This is a genomic window from Cyclobacterium sp. 10D3-21, from assembly GCF_055809755.1.
In genome coordinates this window covers 375,967-393,319 of the sequence record NZ_CM147924.1, presented here as the reverse complement: position 1 = coordinate 393,319, position 17,353 = coordinate 375,967, and the positions used below count along the sequence as shown (strand labels likewise).

At 41.1% G+C, this 17,353-nt stretch carries 13 protein-coding genes; 1 reads left to right on the top strand and 12 read right to left on the bottom strand.

Annotated features, from left to right (window positions below; genetic code table 11):
* Positions 1-5: 5 nt before the first annotated feature.
* The 4 genes from AC0L7T_RS01745 to ytxJ form a co-directional block, all read right to left on the bottom strand.
* Complete coding sequence (locus tag AC0L7T_RS01745) at positions 6-320, bottom strand: hypothetical protein (protein WP_473340706.1); 315 nt, start codon at positions 318-320, stop codon at positions 6-8.
* A 122-nt stretch (positions 321-442) separates the two neighbouring features.
* Complete coding sequence (locus tag AC0L7T_RS01740; RefSeq protein ID WP_473340705.1) at positions 443-1,318, bottom strand: hypothetical protein; 876 nt, start codon at positions 1,316-1,318, stop codon at positions 443-445.
* 1,120 nt (positions 1,319-2,438) lie between these two features.
* Positions 2,439-5,297 (bottom strand): outer membrane beta-barrel protein, encoded by a 2,859-nt coding sequence (locus tag AC0L7T_RS01735; protein WP_473340703.1) that lies wholly within the window; start codon positions 5,295-5,297, stop codon positions 2,439-2,441.
* 165 nt (positions 5,298-5,462) lie between these two features.
* Positions 5,463-5,801, bottom strand: coding sequence for a bacillithiol system redox-active protein YtxJ (ytxJ, locus tag AC0L7T_RS01730; protein WP_020893888.1), 339 nt, complete (start codon positions 5,799-5,801; stop codon positions 5,463-5,465).
* A gap of 159 nt (positions 5,802-5,960) precedes the next feature.
* Here ytxJ and AC0L7T_RS01725 point away from each other — a divergent pair, with 159 nt between their 5' ends.
* Positions 5,961-7,355 (top strand): DUF4403 family protein, encoded by a 1,395-nt coding sequence (locus tag AC0L7T_RS01725; protein WP_473340701.1) that lies wholly within the window; start codon positions 5,961-5,963, stop codon positions 7,353-7,355.
* Positions 7,356-7,363: 8 nt separating this feature from the next.
* Here AC0L7T_RS01725 and AC0L7T_RS01720 read toward each other — a convergent pair whose 3' ends face one another.
* The 8 genes from AC0L7T_RS01720 to AC0L7T_RS01685 form a co-directional block, all read right to left on the bottom strand.
* On the bottom strand, positions 7,364-8,038 hold the full coding sequence (locus AC0L7T_RS01720; RefSeq protein WP_473340699.1) for a 3'-5' exonuclease: 675 nt from the start codon (positions 8,036-8,038) through the stop codon (positions 7,364-7,366).
* 1 nt (position 8,039) lies between these two features.
* Positions 8,040-9,986 (bottom strand): DUF294 nucleotidyltransferase-like domain-containing protein, encoded by a 1,947-nt coding sequence (locus AC0L7T_RS01715; protein ID WP_473340697.1) that lies wholly within the window; start codon positions 9,984-9,986, stop codon positions 8,040-8,042.
* Positions 9,987-10,072: 86 nt separating this feature from the next.
* On the bottom strand, positions 10,073-11,971 hold the full coding sequence (acs, locus tag AC0L7T_RS01710) for an acetate--CoA ligase (RefSeq protein WP_473340695.1): 1,899 nt from the start codon (positions 11,969-11,971) through the stop codon (positions 10,073-10,075).
* A gap of 88 nt (positions 11,972-12,059) precedes the next feature.
* The gene (locus AC0L7T_RS01705) at positions 12,060-13,745 is read right to left on the bottom strand and encodes a sodium:solute symporter family protein (RefSeq protein ID WP_473340693.1); all 1,686 of its coding nucleotides are present in this window, start codon (positions 13,743-13,745) and stop codon (positions 12,060-12,062) included.
* 23 nt (positions 13,746-13,768) lie between these two features.
* The gene (locus AC0L7T_RS01700) at positions 13,769-14,032 is read right to left on the bottom strand and encodes a DUF4212 domain-containing protein (protein ID WP_473340691.1); all 264 of its coding nucleotides are present in this window, start codon (positions 14,030-14,032) and stop codon (positions 13,769-13,771) included.
* A 163-nt stretch (positions 14,033-14,195) separates the two neighbouring features.
* Entirely contained in the window at positions 14,196-14,723 is a 528-nt protein-coding gene (locus tag AC0L7T_RS01695; protein ID WP_473340689.1) for an AAA family ATPase, read from the bottom strand.
* On the bottom strand, positions 14,716-15,339 hold the full coding sequence (gene pnuC / locus AC0L7T_RS01690; RefSeq protein ID WP_473340687.1) for a nicotinamide riboside transporter PnuC: 624 nt from the start codon (positions 15,337-15,339) through the stop codon (positions 14,716-14,718). The genes AC0L7T_RS01695 and pnuC overlap by 8 nt, the downstream gene beginning before the upstream one ends.
* A 97-nt stretch (positions 15,340-15,436) precedes the next feature.
* On the bottom strand, positions 15,437-17,179 hold the full coding sequence (locus AC0L7T_RS01685; RefSeq protein ID WP_473340686.1) for a GMC family oxidoreductase: 1,743 nt from the start codon (positions 17,177-17,179) through the stop codon (positions 15,437-15,439).
* Positions 17,180-17,353 lie beyond the last annotated feature (174 nt).

The following is a 17,353-nucleotide window of genomic DNA, read 5'->3' as shown; positions in this document are numbered from 1 at the left end:
ATTTGCTATATTTCAATACCTTTTTTTTGAACACTTCTTATAAAAGCATTTGATTCAGAATTAAAGTCAAAATCATGAATTGGGAAAAATTGAAACATGAATTTGTAATTGCTAATATATTGAATAGCTAAACTTTCAGTTTGCTTTACAAATTCAAATTTATTAGTATCATCTTTAATCACAACAACAAAATCTAACTCTTTATTAGATGAAACTAATCTTTGAAATTTTCCGATTAAAATTAGTTTCTCAAACTTGATTATTTCTTGCAAGTCACTTTTAATTTTTCGTGTTAAATCCAAAGTATCTTCGATATTCATTTTTTTAGTTTAGTTGCGGCGAACGGCTCGGGTATGAAACGTAGGGCATTTCGAAGCACTTAACTGTCCACCCGAAATGAGCTTGGTTAAGAGCCATAAACTTGCAGAAACCACTGTCCGCCCTATGTTTTATACCCATTGTTAGCCACTGTATTTTTTATTTTATTTCTCGTTCGATTAACTGCTTGTTCAAGATCATTGTCTGCCGTTGAACCATTAAAGATACTTTCTCCTTTTTGCCAAAATGAGTCAAGGTCGTAGTCCTTTTTGTCCAATATGTAAACCGACAAATACTGGTCTCTCAAGTCGACTGATAATCCTACTACTTTGTTGTTGTTGGAATAGACCAAACTGCCGCCTAAATCTTGTTCAAATGGTGGCAAGTCATTGTAATTGTGGATTATAATGAAGTTAAATTCCGTGGTTAAGAATTGGAATTTTTCAATAAGTCTGCTGAAAAGCGAATTTTCTCCATCAGGTGCTTCATATCCCTTTTGAGATAAATACATTTCATTCAGCTTTTCATAGTCAACCCACTTTTCGCCATTGATTATTGGAACATTATTAAGAAGTGTTTCCTTTCCATATTTTAAAATCGCCAATTCATAGTCTGGCGGATTGTATGGGTTAGACCTGTTGTGGTCGTCAATTCCATTGTAAAAGTCAATTTGATAAAGTGGGATACAATTTTCGTAGTCTTTATAGCTTAATTCTATTCCGCCATTTAGCTTTTTTAAATATCGATAGACAACAGTGCTATTTCGGTGTAGCACAATTTCGACTTGACGGTCAATGTCCTTGTTGGTATACTTTATAAAATAGAATTTTGGTCCGCCTGGATATTTGTCGGTCCGTGTTGTAAGTTCAAGTTGATAACCAAAATCGTCAATCAAGAATTTGTAGAGCTTTTCAATTTGTCGGATTGTATTCAAACGCTCTGCTTGAAGTCCTTTTGGCTTCTCCCTGAACAAGTCTTTTATGTTATCGAGCAGTGTCATTTTATATAGTGGCTAACAATTGTATAAAGCTATGTTTTGCTGGGGAGTTGCGTATATATCTATTATAACCCCCTAAACTAACTAAATACTTCTAAAGAAAAAACCCTTTATGGCCTTTAAAAAGGGGTTTTTAGAAAAATGATAGGTTTAATATACATTTTGCTCTAACCGTTTGGTAACCGTTTACAAACATTTAACAAACGGAAAATGCCGGAAACCTATATGTTTTCTTATACCCATGATTTACCCCCAAATAGTCAATTGCCTCTTGTAATCTCTTAACTGCTGATTTTATAGTGATTTCAACCTTGCATAAGAGAGCACAGGAAATCCTTTTTCTTGATCCGAGTTTAATTCAAAAACCCAATGCAAACCATCATTTCACTGAAATACTTTGCTTTAAACCTTCTCTCTTGTCAGTTTTTGGTCAAATGCTTTGGTTAAAACTTAAAAAATACTGCCAAAAAGGCGGAAATTTTCGGTTAAAAGGTTCGATTACCCACTTCTGAACTGGAATTTTGAAGTAAATAACTGCAATGGGTAGGTTCCGAAGTACCCCTCCCCACTTCTGAACCTCGAAAATTTGACCTTATCCAAAGACTTTTCCTGAAATTTTGTCCTATTTTCCAATTTTCACCCTGTTATTTGTCAGTTTTTGGTCGAATTTTTCAGGTTTGAGGTGAAAAATATTAGTTCTGAACCGGAAAATTCGAGTTAAAAGGTTCAAGCTTGTCAGTTTTAGGTACCCCACCCCTGTTTTAAGGTGGGTAATTGAGGTTTTAAACTCCAATGGGTAGGTTCTGAAGCACCCTACCCCACTTCCGAAGTACCCCTCTTTGGTTCCTCCGACTTCGACAGGCTCAGCCTCCAGTACCACTGGTCCACGTTTAACGTAGTGTAAATTGGACCCATAATACTGAAAGTTTCCAACTTTATTAAATAAATCCTGAATTCAATCCGGATAGAAATAGTCGGGTGGTTTCTAACGTTCTTCGACTCCTACAGCTTCGACAAGCTCAGCCTCCGGTTAACATATGAAAAAAACCGAACAGTATTGAATTGTTCGGTTTTTAGCATTTTCTGTCAATCAACCCCTAAATGGGGCACGCATTGGCATTTCTTACCAGCTTCTAGCACCACCTGGTCTTCTGCCTGGGTACCCTCCTCCTGGTCGGCCTCCTCGGTCATTGTCTGATTCTTCTTGTTTCTTGAACTTACCAATGATATAGGTAAAGGACACCATTGCATAACGGGTCATTACATTGGAGTAAACATCAGAAACGGATACATCAGAAATGGTCCTTGACACACTGTTGTTTTGTTTCAACAAGTCAAAAACATATACCTTAAGTTCTCCCTTGTTGTTTTTCAAGAAGCGATAACCTGCCTCTATGTTCCACAACCATATCGATTGGTCAAAACCTTCTGAAAGCCCACTGTAAAGCACATGACTCACATTATTGGAGATAAAGGTCTTTCCGTCATTGGGAGAATAATAGAACTGCAAATTACTCGTCTGGGTGTAATAGTTATTATCCAAAGCAGTTTGCAGACTACTGTTCACGATAGAATAACTCCCTCTGGTGGTCAAATTAAAATCCACATCCTTGCTGATATTACTGGCAAAGGTTACGCCCTGGGTAATGTCTATGCTTTCGTTGATATTGGTTTGACCATTGATGATCCCTGGGGTCCTGCTATAACTTACCCCTGGATTAAGGTTAACCTTTGTTTTCCACTTCGGAATGCTGGTACCATAGTTCATAAACAGCCGGGTACTCATTTGGCCGCTTAGGTTAACTGGAGTAGTGATCTGTCCACCTCTGCTTAGCAATACCTCATTGTTGATCAGTGTATCCTGAGGCGCCACAAATGTGCTTGTACCTATGTAATCGTTGGTAAAGGAGCCCAATAAAAACATGAAGAAAGTTTTATTGGTTTCCATGTCGAACTTCGAAATATTGGCAAAAATACTGTTATTATAACTTTGACCCAGCGTTGGGTTACCGATGGACAAGTTCAATGGATTGGTGTTATCAATTACGTTTTGCAACTGGTTCACACTAGGCTCATCCGTTCTGGTCCTGTACCTGAACCTGAAGCGGGTGCCAGATTCATTTCGGTAGTTCATGGTCACTGTTGGTAGGATGTTCCTAAAATCTCTGTTAAAAACCCCTTCTGTAGGATACACACTTTCATTGTTGAGTTTTGCGTACTGATAGTCAAGGTTCATGTTGATGTTCAGCCCCTCGTTATTGTAACGATAACCCAAGCCTGTTTTCTGGGTAAGGAATTTGTTGTCAAATTCATTACTCAAAGCGGTATCCAATACCATGATGCCTTGCTCATTGGCCAGCTGAAAAGTCTTCTGGTCAGCAGCACTTTTGTTGTTTCCAACCTGATAGGAAGCTGTTGCTACCGATCTTTCACTGATAGGCTCAGTATAGGTAATGTTGGCCCTATAGTTAAATCCATCAGACAAGGCATTGGTTTGCTGCACAAGGGTGTCGAATGAATTTCTTACATAATCCTTGTTGGCAGATATCAAATCTGTAAGCTGATCTCTTTTGTTCCAGGAAGTACTTAGGTCCGTGGAGATGGTCCTGCCTTTTTTATCGAATTTGTACCTGTAAGTCAGGTTATTTGAAATGGAATAGCCATTGGTATTCATCCCTGTTTCGTTTCGTGTATCACTCAAACTGTCCAGGTTTTGATCCAGGTTTAAACCTTGAAGATTAGAAAAACTGCTGTTGTCCTGGAAATTAATACTTGGGCTGATGATCAACGCATTCTTTTCATTGATATCGTATTCAATTCTTGCGTTTGCCCTATGGTTGTTATTGGTAATATTGCTGATTTGACTTTCCTGATAGACCTGGCTATTGTCTTCGGAAATAACTGTTTGCCTGTTGGTATTGTCTATAATTGCATTTTCGGTAGCATTGTAAAAGTAACTTCCGGTAACATTGATTTTATCACCCCATTTGTCACTGTAATTAATTCCCAGTGAATTGGTAGTAACGATCCCATTGTTTTGAGACACACCAAAATTACCTCCACCACCTTGACCGCCTCTTCTTCGGCCACCACCTAAACCTCCACTCACTCCCAGCATATCGTCTGAGGAGAAATTTTGTTGGTTGACATTGTTGGCCATGCCTATTATGGAAACCCTACGTGCTCCATTGAAGAAGTTTATATTTCCTCCTACTGAATACCTGTCATCTGTACCATAACCCCCATAGACTCTTCCAAAGTAGCTGTTACGCATGTTTCCTTTGGTGATAATGTTGATGGTTTTGGCATAGTTGCCATCGTCCAGACCAGTCAACCTGGATTGGTCAGATTTTTGATCCAATACTTCTACACTGGAAATAGCATCCGCTGGTAAATTCTTTAGGGCAATGGAAGGATCACTTCCAAAAAACTCCCTACCATCGACCAATATTTTTTGGACATCCTCTCCCTGGGCTTGAACCTTTCCATTTTCAATGGTCACGCCGGGAAGTTTGCCTATAAGGTCTTCGGCCATTGCATTTTCCTTTGTTTTAAAGGCATTGGCATTGAACACAGCCGTGTCTCCCCTCATTTCTCCTACAACATTTTCGCCTTCGATAGTCACTTCACCGAGCAATTGACTGTCTTCGCCTATAGCGATTTCACCAAGATCCAATGGCATTCCGCGACGAAATTCCTTGGTGACTTTTTCGAATCCGATATAAGTGATTTCCAGTTTAAAAACGGGAAGCCGGGGATAGGCAATAGAAAAACTTCCATTTGCCCCTGTGGTGGTATTGCTGATAAGCGAATCCTGTTGATTCTTCAGCAATATATTCGCCCCAATCATGGGTTCCTTGCTGGTTTTATCGACTATGGTTCCTCGAATCATCGGTGGACCATCCTGCCGGTTTTGTTGCGCCAAAAGTGGGGTAAGTGCCAGACTTAGGGCAAAGAAGGTAAGAAAAGTAAAAATCCTCATATTGTATCCTGTTTAAACATGTGCGTTAGACCATGCCTTTTAGCAAAGGTTTAATGGGTCTTGCAAAAATGTTTAAAAGGAAATTTCACCTATCCAACGGTAAATTTAAGGGATTAATAGCACCAGCCCTCCAAGGGTTTTAAACCCTTGGAGGGCTATACAGGTTTAAACCTCTAAAGAAACAATCTCATTGTAATTGATCCCCATATGGCTATTGTTATAGACCGCTTTCCCGTCTTTGACAACAATCACTTGTGGAGAAGCATGCGTTACACCAAATTCATCTGCAATGGCGCTTGACAATGCCCTATTGGCCAAAAGATCGAGATAATAAGGGGTAAATTTATCACTATCGGCAGCTTTCCAGTTTCTCTGCACCCTGTTCCAGGCCATTCCACTTATAGAACAACTTGTGGAGTGTTTAAAAATAACCACCGGTTTTTCATTGCTCTCTTCTTTGATTTTATTCAGCTGAGCAACGTCCTCTAATTTTATCCAACTCATAATTTTTTATCGACTTATATTGAAACCAATAACCCAAATCCAAGGCTTTAAAGTTCAAAGGCCCGCTATTTTTTTTGATTTCTGCTATATTTCCCTTACCTCTGCATTAAAATCCTTTTGCTTCACCTCTAGTCTTTCCATTAAGACGTTATAGTCAACATGCCAAGATATTCACCCTTTATAGTATTCCTCTTATTCGCAGCTTTCACAAGTTGTAGCAGTCTCAAGTTAAATGGACCAGAGGCGCAAGCCCCTCCACCAGCACTGCCCAAAGCAGAAATGGCCATACACCTTGGTCTCGAGATACCTTTGTCCTATTTGCAAGGGAAAATAAATGAGAGTCTCAACGAAAAGTTATTCATAGAGGAAGGACTGGATCTGGGCAATGGCCTATTTGCGGATGTAGATTTACAAAAAAACGGCATGCTAAGCCTTGCGGCTACGGATGAGGGAAAACTGCTGGTTGGCTTACCCGTGTTTTTGGATGGCAAAGTAAGGCTGGAGAAAAGGATTTTTGGACAGAAAATCTCCTCAGCAATCCCTTTTCAGGAAAACATTTCCCCGCAGATAAGTTTCATCCCACAAATCAATAGTGACTACAGTTTCGGAATAGAAGAACTGGATATCCTTTCCTGGGGGAAAACCCTAAAGTATGATTTACTAGGTTTTAACATTGACTTCGAACCTCTGGTGAAGAAGAAAATGATAGGCCTAATGGAAGACCAGTTGTTGACTGGCGCTTTAAAATCGGTGGACATTAAAAGTATCGCCAATGATTTCTGGTCTACTTTTGGCAAGCCAAGGTATTTGGACAATGGCCTTTCAGCAAGCTATTTGTTTAGCCATCCGGAAAAAATAGCCATTCAGGAGGAATTTACTAAGGACCAAAAGCTTATGCTGAACATAGGACTGGAAGGGGAAATACTACGGCAAACAGACCGTCCACTGGCCACACAATTGGCTTCACTTCCACCAGTTACACATGAGAATGTGGAAGGAAATGATTTCAGCTTAACCTTACCCATTTACGTTGGTTTTGAGGAAATGGCCGCTTACCTTGAAAAGCAACTTAAAGACAGCCTGATCAAAGTAGACAAGCAAACAATGCTGCTGCCGCAGAAATTTAGCCTGCGCCATTTTGGAGAAAGGACGATGATAACGATGGAATTTATCGGAAAAAGAGCTGGCAAAAAAGATTTAAATGGCACTTTTTACCTGGCAGGAAAGCCAGTATATGATGCGCAATCACAAGCCATCGTACTTGACGATGTGGACTTTAAACTCGTCACAAAAAGTTTCCTGGCAAATACCACAAATTGGATGAAGCGGAGAAAAATATTGAAGGCCATTCAGAAAAAGGCCGTATTTCCAGTGGGTGACCAATTGGAGAAAGCAAGGGCTACACTGTTCAAGGAAAGTCAGGTGGATTTAAGCTTGTTTGCCATTTCCTTACAATCTCCCGAAATCTTTATTGATGGCATTTACCCCTCCACCACCGGACTGGACATTTATGTACGTACAGCGGCAGGAGTGAATGTACAATGGAATCCTTAATACAGCTATTAGGCCATAAGATCGCCGAAAGTTTTTATTCCTTTTCTCTCTGCAATTTTCAAAAGCTTTAATAAGAGTTGCGCCGTCAATAAGGCATCTCCAGCTGCCGTATGCCGGTCATCCAGTTGGATTTTGTACCGTTCACAAAGTTTGTCCAGGGAATAATCCTGAGCAGCGATGGTATGCGGATCATGGTATTTCCCATTTTCCAGTCTGACAGCCAATTCATACGTATCCAGGCAAGGTTGCTTGATTTTTTTCAAGCCCAGGGTTTTCCCCAGTTTTTCCAGCATGGCAAGATCAAAACCCAAATGATGTCCCACCAGGATTTTATTGGAAGCATCCTCAAGAAAACTCCTAATCAATTGTTCTCTACTGATATATGGCCTAACCTGAATCAATCCATGGACTTTTACCGCTTCTTTGCTACGTTTTTTGGGACGCATATAAAACTCTTTCGAATCAGAGATTTTCATCCTGCTATTCCTGACATGCACTGCACCATAAGAAAGCACGTAGTCTTTTCTAACATCCAAACCGGTGGTTTCTGTATCCAAAACCAAAAAGTCCAATTCCCGGATTGGTTTTGCTTTCGAAGTCTTTTTTAATAAAGTCTGTTCGTAAGCCTTGATGTAGCTGGGCGTAGGTAACGTATGTAGTCCAAAAATTGATTTCCAGTCCATATCATTTACCAAAATAATCCAGTTGAAACCTCACCCTTAAAATCTTTTGGATTTCATCAATGGGGAAAAATGCATTTTTAAGTAGCTGGCGTTGGAGTTTCCCAAGAGAGTCGGGTTGAATAAACCTCCCTGAGCTGGAAGCAGAAAGACCTTCCAAGGCCCTAATCCTCATAAATATCTCATAAGCCTTACCCGCATCCTTGTAAAGCTCCGCCTGATTGGGCTCAAGTTCAGCTAGTTTTTCATACCGTTTGAAAGTATTGTTGACACCTACCACCTGATGATTGAGCACTAGCACCCTTGCTGCATCAGCCAATGGCATCATGGCCCTTAGTTTAATGTCAAATTTTTCGGCATGCTCCCCTGATTTTTCAACCATAAAATTTCTAAAAAACCCTAGTGGTGGGGGATTCAGCAAAGCATTTTTAGCAAAGAAATTAAGGAAAATTCGCTCTTTACCAATTTCTTTATACACATGCTCGGTCAGCGCCTCTGCCAAGGGAACTTTGCCTGCAATGGCTCTGAAATCAAAGAAAATGGAGGCCATTAAAAGTGATTGCTGGTCAGGTTTACTGATCCAATGACTGAAATAACGCTTCCATTGTGACAATGGCTGACACCATTCAGGATTATTGGCCATCATCTCTGCGGGGCAGGAGTGAAAACCGCAGGCAAATAAAATATCCATAATGTCCCTGGCCATAAGGTGCATAAATCTTCTGGTCTTTTCTTCCAGCTCGGCAGGCACATCTTCATAGACGATGGCGTTGTCCAGGTCAGTTCTTAACAACTGCTCTCCCCGGCCTTCTGATCCTAGACCTAAGAAGCAAAATGGCGTTTCACACACTTCCGGAAAGTCTTCCGAATGCCTTGATTTTGCAATAAGTATGGCCCGCTGAATAATGGTGTCGTTGATCTCTGTAATGATCCCTGCAATAAAATCAATGGCCAACTCATTTTCCAGAAAGTAGATCAACATTCCTTCAGCCTGATTTCTCAATTTAGCGATCTCATGTACGTCAGTACTGTCCTGTAATGCTTTGATGAGTACTGCCGGACTGTTCCCCTGGGAAAGTAAAATGTCATGGTCAGAAATAATCCCTATCAACTTGGATTGATCGCTCCCATCCTCGGTAAATACAAGGTGATGCAACCTGTTTTTCACCATGTTAAGGTAGATCTGAGAAAATTCAAGGTCTTTTTTTGCCGTGATGACCGGATGACTCATGATATGTTCTACAAGCGTATCATAGGGCAGGCCTTTGGCTATCAATCGATTTCTCAGGTCTTTGTCTGTAATGATCCCCTGTGGGTGATTGTTGTCATCCACGATGATGATAGAGCCTACTTTATCAGCACTCATTTTCGTCACCGCTTTGGAGACGCTGTCTCCGATGCGACATTGGACAACGGGATGGGAATAACTGATAGAGGCCTGACCCGGAAAAAGCAAAAGGCCATTTTGGTGGGAATTACTCCCCAGGAGGGAACGTACTTTCTGGGTTTGAGAAAGGTCTGAACGCACCACTACCTGACCGGAGGCGAATCCTGAAGCAAAATACAAACTTACCTGGCTGTTTTCCTTTAGAATCTTATCAAAAACCCCAACCGGTACAGCCATAATAAGGCTATTTTCATTGGCTTTGGCACTGAGAATATAAGGCCGTTTCCCCAACAAAGCCAGCACTCCAAAGACATCTCCTTCATCACAAAATTCTATGGTCTGCTCCGCGCCATCAATGAAATCAGTCAGTTTGACTGCTCCTTCTTTGACCACGAAAAAATAATTTTTGGCAGGTTCTCCTTTTTGAAACAGAAACTCATCTTTTTCAAAATAAATGAGGTCTACCTCCTTCGCTACTTGAGTGAGTAGTTCGGAAGACAAAAAACTGAAGGGAGGAAATTTTTTCAGGAAATCAATAACCCTATTAACGATGACATTGCTCATATGGGAATTGGGTCTGGGGAAGGTAAATGTAAGGTATGGAAACCCATACCTTACACTTTGTTATGATTCACGGGAAAGGAAATATTCTATTCTTTTCTCCCGGCTATGATCTTATCTACGATCTCTGGATCCAGTAAAGTGGAAGTATCACCCAAATTATCCATGCTGCCTTCGGCAATCTTTCTTAGGATTCTTCTCATTATTTTACCAGAACGTGTTTTAGGTAGTCCCGGCACAATCTGAATCTTATCAGGTTTTGCAATCGGACCGATCATATTGGTAACAGATGCCTTGATCTCATTGATAAGATTTGCTTCCGTTCTATTGGACATGTCACAGATGACATAAGCATAGATCCCCTGTCCTTTTACTGTGTGTGGATAACCTACTACGGCAGATTCCACTACCAATGGATGTTCGTTGATGGCATTTTCTACTTCGGCCGTTCCCATTCTATGTCCGGAAACGTTGATGACATCATCTACACGTCCTAAAATACGGTAATATCCGTCATGGTCTCTTTTTACGCCATCACCTGTAAAGTACATGCCTTTATAGGCAGCAAAATAGGTTTGTTTACATCTGTCATGGTCTCCATAAGTGGTACGGATCATTCCAGGCCAAGGAAATTTGATACAAAGGTTGCCCTCCACAGAGTTGCCTTTAAGCTCTTTTCCTTCTGGATCCATTATGGCCAATTGTACACCAGGCAATGGAAGCGTGGCGAATGCCGGCTTGTTAGGGGTAATTCCCGCCAAAGGCGAAACCATAATTCCACCAGTTTCGGTTTGCCACCAGGTATCTACTATTGGGCATCTTGTCTTGCCAATATGGGTATGGTACCAGTGCCATGCCTCTTCATTGATAGGCTCACCTACTGACCCCAAAACTTTAAGCGAATCAAGCTTATACGGTGCGATAGGCTCAGTACCATGTACCTGCAATGCACGAATGGCTGTTGGGGCAGTATAAAATTGATTGACTTTATACTTGTCTACAATTTCCCAGAACCTTCCTGGATTTGGATAGGTAGGAACACCTTCAAACATAATGGTGGTAGCACCTGTCAATAAAGGACCATACACGATATAAGAATGTCCTGTAATCCAACCAACGTCAGCAGTACACCAGTAAACATCTCCAGGAGTATATTGAAAGACGTTCTCAAAGGTATATTTGGAGTAAACCATATAGCCACCACAAGTATGGACCACACCTTTAGGTTTTCCTGTGGACCCTGAGGTATATAGAATGAATAGTTCATCCTCACTGTCCATTTCCATGGCTTCATGGCTGGTGCTTTTTCCTTCAATGGCTTCATGCCACCAAAAGTCCCTTCCCTCTTTCATGGTTACTTCCTGACCAGTCCTTTGAAAAACGATCATCGTTTCGACCAGGTCTGTACTTTCGAGGGCCTCATCTACTACTGCTTTTACAGGGATTTTTTTCTTGCCTCTGAAATTTCCATCTGAGGTAAGTACTACCTTGGCTTTACAATCTTCAATTCTATCTGCCAATGCATTACTAGAGAATCCAGCAAATACAACAGAGTGAACCGCTCCCACACGAGCACAGGCAAGCATTGCGATAGCTGCCTCTGGGACCATCGGCATATAAATGATGACTTTATCCCCTTTTCCTACGCCTTTTTCTACCAAGACATTTGAAAAACGACATACTTCTTCGTACAATTCCTTGTAGGAAAGTATCCTGTTCGGATCTCCGGGCTCATTGGGTTCCCATATAATGGCGGGCTTGTCTCCCATGGTGTAGAGATGCCTTTCTAAGATGTTTTCGGTAATGTTAAGCTTACCGTTCAAAAACCACTTGACATCAGGTCCTTCAAAATCCCACTCCAGGGTCTTGTCCCAGCGTTTTTTCCAATGAAAAGAATCTGCAATTCTAGCCCAGAAATTTTCTGGATCTGCAACACTTTTTTGGTATTCGTGGAAATAACCGCTTAGCGTATGAATTCTATCGCTCATATTATCGATATTTTAGGTTGTATTAAACGTAAAGTTAATTAAACATGCAAAGGATTTAATGTTTCATAAACCCTTTGCATTCATTGATTTAATGCTCGTGGGCCTCGCCTGCTCCTCTAGGGATTCTGATTTCTTGAATCATTGCCTGCACATCAGCAGGTGGTGCTGGTGTAAGTTTGGAAACAACATAGCAGACAACAAAATTGATAACCATACCTATGGTACCAATTCCTTCAGGGGAAATGCCAAACAACCAATTGTCCAAAGAATTGGATTCAGGCGAAATAAATTTGAAATAAGTTATGTAGGCCAAAGTAAATACCAGCCCGGAAATCATTCCGGAAATGGCACCTTCTTTATTCATTCGAGTAGAGAATATACCCATAATAATTACAGGAAAAAAGGAGGCTGCTGCCAGACCAAAGGCGAAAGCAACTACCTCTGCTACAAATCCCGGCGGGTTGATACCAAAGTACCCTGCAATGATCACTGCAAATGCTGCAGAAACCCTTGCGATGATTAGTTCTGTTTTTTCTGTCATCGAAGGCACAAAAGTTCGGAACAAATCCCTGGAAACCGATGTGGAAATCACCAATAAAAGTCCTGCAGCAGTGGATAAAGCCGCAGCCATACCTCCGGCGGCTACAAGTCCTACCACCCAATTGGGCAATTTGGCAATCTCAGGAGCTGCTAAAACCATGATGTCCTTGTCAATTCTAAGCTCATTGGTTTCAGGGTTGGGCGTATATTGTACGATTCCATCCTTGTTAATGTCTTCAACGACTATAAGATTGGTTTTCTCCCAGTTTTCTACCCAAACAGGCAATTCATCTACTGATTTGTCTGCAACAGTATCTATGGCATTGTATATTCCAAAAGCAGCAATGGCTGGAGCAGTGGTGTACAAGATGGCAATAAATATCAGGGCATAACCAGCAGAAAGCCTTGCGTCTTTAACCCTAGGGACAGTGAAAAACCGCACAATAACGTGTGGCAATCCTGCAGTCCCCACCATTAATGCCAAGGTGATGGCAAAAATATCCGTCATTGACTTTCTTCCAGAGGTGTATTCCTGAAATCCCATGTCCAATAAAATCCCATCCAATTTATCCAATAGATAGCTTCCATCCTGTACGGTTCCACCTAAACCTAATTGAGGAATAGGGTTTCCAGTCAACTGGATAGAAATAAATATTGCAGGTACCATAAAGGCGAAAATCAGCACACAATATTGGGCTACTTGCGTATAGGTGATCCCTTTCATACCACCCAATACCGCATAGAAAAACACAATCGTCATTCCTATTAGCACTCCTGTTTCAATATCCACTTCCAGGTACCTAGAGAAAACGATACCGACACCACGCATTTGACCTGCCACGTAAGTGAAGGAAATAAAGAGGGCGCAAAATACAGCTACTACACGTGCTTTGTTACTGTAATACCGGTCTCCAACGAAATCAGGAACAGTGAATTTACCGAATTTACGAAGGTAAGGGGCCAATAAAAGGGCCAAAAGCACATATCCACCGGTCCAACCCATAAGGTAAACCGAGCCATCATAGCCAGAAAAAGCAATTATTCCGGCCATGGAAATAAAAGAAGCGGCTGACATCCAATCAGCAGCGGTAGCCATACCGTTGGCTAGCGGAGAAACGCCCCCGCCTGCCGTATAAAATTCTTTAGTTGATCCAGCTCTTGTGTATATGGCGATACCGATATACAAGGCGAAGGACAGACCTACTAGGATGTAGGTCCAGGTTAAAATTTCCATAGAAAGGTGATTATTTTAAAGGGTTATTTTTCGTTGACATCAAATTCTTCATCAAGCTTGTTCATCCGATATACGTAAACGAAAATCAATATTACGAATGAAAATATGGAGCCTTGCTGTGCAAACCAGAAGCCCAATTTGTACCCTCCAATTTTAATGGCATTGAGGGGCTCTACAAGCAAAATTCCAAAGCCAAAAGAGACAATAAACCAAACCGCCAGAAGAATCAATAAGGTTCTAATATTGCGCTTCCAGTATTGTTGCATTTTTTGTTTATGGTTATCCATATAATAATATGTTTGAGTTTATTGGTTAAAATAATCCTGAAATTATTTAAAAATTCCGTAACTATCAGCAAGATTTCGTTAATCTACCAAAAATAAGACAGTTTCGGTTTGAGCCGTAGATGATTGGTTTGGCTAAAATAGCTAAAATGGGCTAAAATTATAATTAAACCTTTTCAATTAAGTATTTGTCAATACATTCTATGGCCGATTTTAAGCGGTTTTCCTCCGTACCGGAAATTTTTTTCCATGGCACTCCCGAAGCTTTCATCTCATTTTCATAAACCTGCATAAAATATTTACGCATGGCCGGATCTGCATGCTCTCGCTGGGGATCCTCCGTCCAGGGAATGTCTATTTCAGTGAGTAGGTACATTGAATATTCCCGGGTTTGAATTTGCTGTTTTATCCATTCATTCGTTTGATTGAACTTGTGCTCGCTCCACACTTTAATGACCCGAAGATCTGTATCACAAAACAGTTTATCAACAGCCCTTTTCGCTCCTTCATCTTCCAATTTCACCTGCCCCCGGGCGATGGCCTCTAAATCTTCATAAATATAAGGCCGATCCAATTGCTCAATGTATTCCCTGGCATATTCCGGCACCCAAGGGGCGTCAAAATGCGCCGCCAATTGCCGGCTTAAGGTACTCTTGCCTGTTGATTCTGGCCCAATGATCACGATCTTATGCATTGTCTTTCGCATAATTTTTGGCAGCTTTGATCCAGGCGATTAGTCCAATGATAGCCAAAACAGTGAAAACGAAGAACTGAAAAGAGGTAAGCACCAATCCCTTATAAAAATAGAGCGGAATGGAAACCAAATCTGTAACAATCCAGGCAATCCAATTTTCCACTTTCTTTTTTGCCATCAGCCACATTCCTACAAATGCAGAGGAAGTGGTAAATGAATCCCAATAGGGAACGTCACTGTCTGTAAAGCTAATCAAAACATAATACAAAGCCAGATAGGAGAAAAACCATAGTGCCAGAGATTGAAGAATCCCAGCTTTACTTAACCAGGTGATCGGAACAGTCACTTTCCCAGGCTTAGGATTGGACCAGATGTACCATCCATAGATGGACATGGAAAAATAATAGGCATTGATGCCCATATCCGCATACAATTTGACCTGCAGGCAAATCCAGACATAAATCAATGTACTGACGATCCCCGTTGGAAACACCAATATATTTTCCTTTATGGAATAGTAGACTGAGCCAAGGCCGAAAACAACAGCTATGCCTTCTAACCAGCTCATCGCTGCGATTCCACTTTCTATACCTTCTATTATATATTGCCAGTCCACGGGCCGAAATTGCGATATATTTTTAACAAAAAAAAAATCAGCACCGAAGTTTAGTCTAAAACTCCAGTGCTGATCTCGTTAGCAAATAATATGTTTATTAACCTATATTTTTCTTTTTCATCTGATCTACTATGTATTCAGAAGTACGGATAGAAAGGGCCAAAATGGTCCATGTTGGATTTTTATCCGCCTGAGAAACAAATGGTCCTGCATCAACTACAAACAGATTATCACATTCATGCGCCTGAGAATATTTGTTTAGAACAGAAGTTTTTGGATCATTTCCCATTCTGGTAGTACCTACCTCATGTATGATTCGCCCTGGAGCCTCTAAACCATATTTGGTGTCTGCTCCTGGCTTTTTGCCCATTACTTTGGCACCCATGGAATCAAACATTTCTTCAAAGGTTTCCTGCATGTGTTTGGCTTGTTTCACCTCATGTTCGGTCCAGTTGTAGTTGAATCGAAGCACAGGAATACCAAATTTATCCACTACAGTAGGGTCAATTTCACAGTAATTGTCATACTGAGGAACAGATTCTCCTCTACCTGCAATGCCTACAGTGGCACCATAAATATTTCTAATGTCTCTTTTTAGTCCTTCTCCATAACCACCGTTTGGCCTTGGTTTGCCAAATTCATCCTGCATGTATTTTCGCATGGACTCCATTCCAAAACCAAAACCATAATTTGGTTGACGCATACCTCCTCCAAATTCAAGGTGATATCCCCTAGGGAAATCCAGTTTTTTGTTGTCCAACCACCAAGGGGTGTAAACGTGCAAGGAACCTACGCCGTCTTCATTGTATTTGTCTCTTGCTATAAAGTCTGTCATTAATGCTGACCTGCTCGCTCCAGTAGAGTCATGCAGGTACCTGCCTAGGGTTCCGCTACTGTTAGACAATCCATTAGGATGTTTGGTAGAGGATGAATTCATCATGATCCTTGCTGTTTCACCCGCAGAAGCACCCAATACAACAACCCTTGCATTCAGTTTGTATTCCTGCATGTCCACCTTGCTCACATAAGAAACACCAGTAGCTTCTCCTTTGTCATTGGTGGTAACTTTACGCACCATTGCATAGGTATACAGATCTACATTTCCTTTTTTGATCGCAGGTTTCACCAATACCGTTCCTGCAGAGAAATCGCCATAAACCTGGCAACCTCTGTTACACTGGGCACAGAAAAAACAAGCGCCTCTTTCGTTATTAACCGGACGGGTTAAAACAGAAACCCTGGAAGGCAATACTGGTAGGTTGATTTTCTTTCCTGCCTTGGTAAAGGCCGCTTCGTGCAATCTTGGCTTTGGCGGAGGAAGAAAGTTTCCATCAGGCTCATTTCTAATGCCTTCTTTGGAACCGAAGACACCTATCATTTTATCTACTCTATCATAGAAAGGTTTTACGTCATCATAGCCAATCGGCCAATCATCCCCTAAACCATCAATACTTCTTCTTTTAAAATCATCAGGGCCAAATCGTAGTGAGATCCTTCCCCAGTGATTGGTTCTTCCTCCAACCATTCTGGAACGAAACCAGTCAAATTCAGTTCCGTCTTTTCGGGTGTAAGGTTCTCCATCTATTTCCCATCCACCATAGGCAGCATCAAAATCGCCAAAAGCACGCACAGTATTGGCGCCTCTTCTTGGAGATTCCCAAGGAAATCGCAATTGGGTCCTGTACTCTTCCTTTGCAGGATCAAAGTCACTTCCCGCTTCAACTACTGCTACGCTTAAACCGGCTTCGGATAGAATTTTACTTGCCATTCCACCGCCGGCGCCTGATCCTACAATTATCACATCGTAGGTATCCATGGATGATTTTATTTCAAGGCTCATTGATATATTTTTTGAGTTTATTTTTAATTCAATCCCCAAAATAGGGGTTTAAAGCTGATTTTTCATCATTACCAAAATCAGCCATGTGCCGATTTCACAGTTTTTTCACACCAAGTCAAAATATAATTTGACCATTTACATCTATCCCAATTATATTACCGATACAACGGCGTT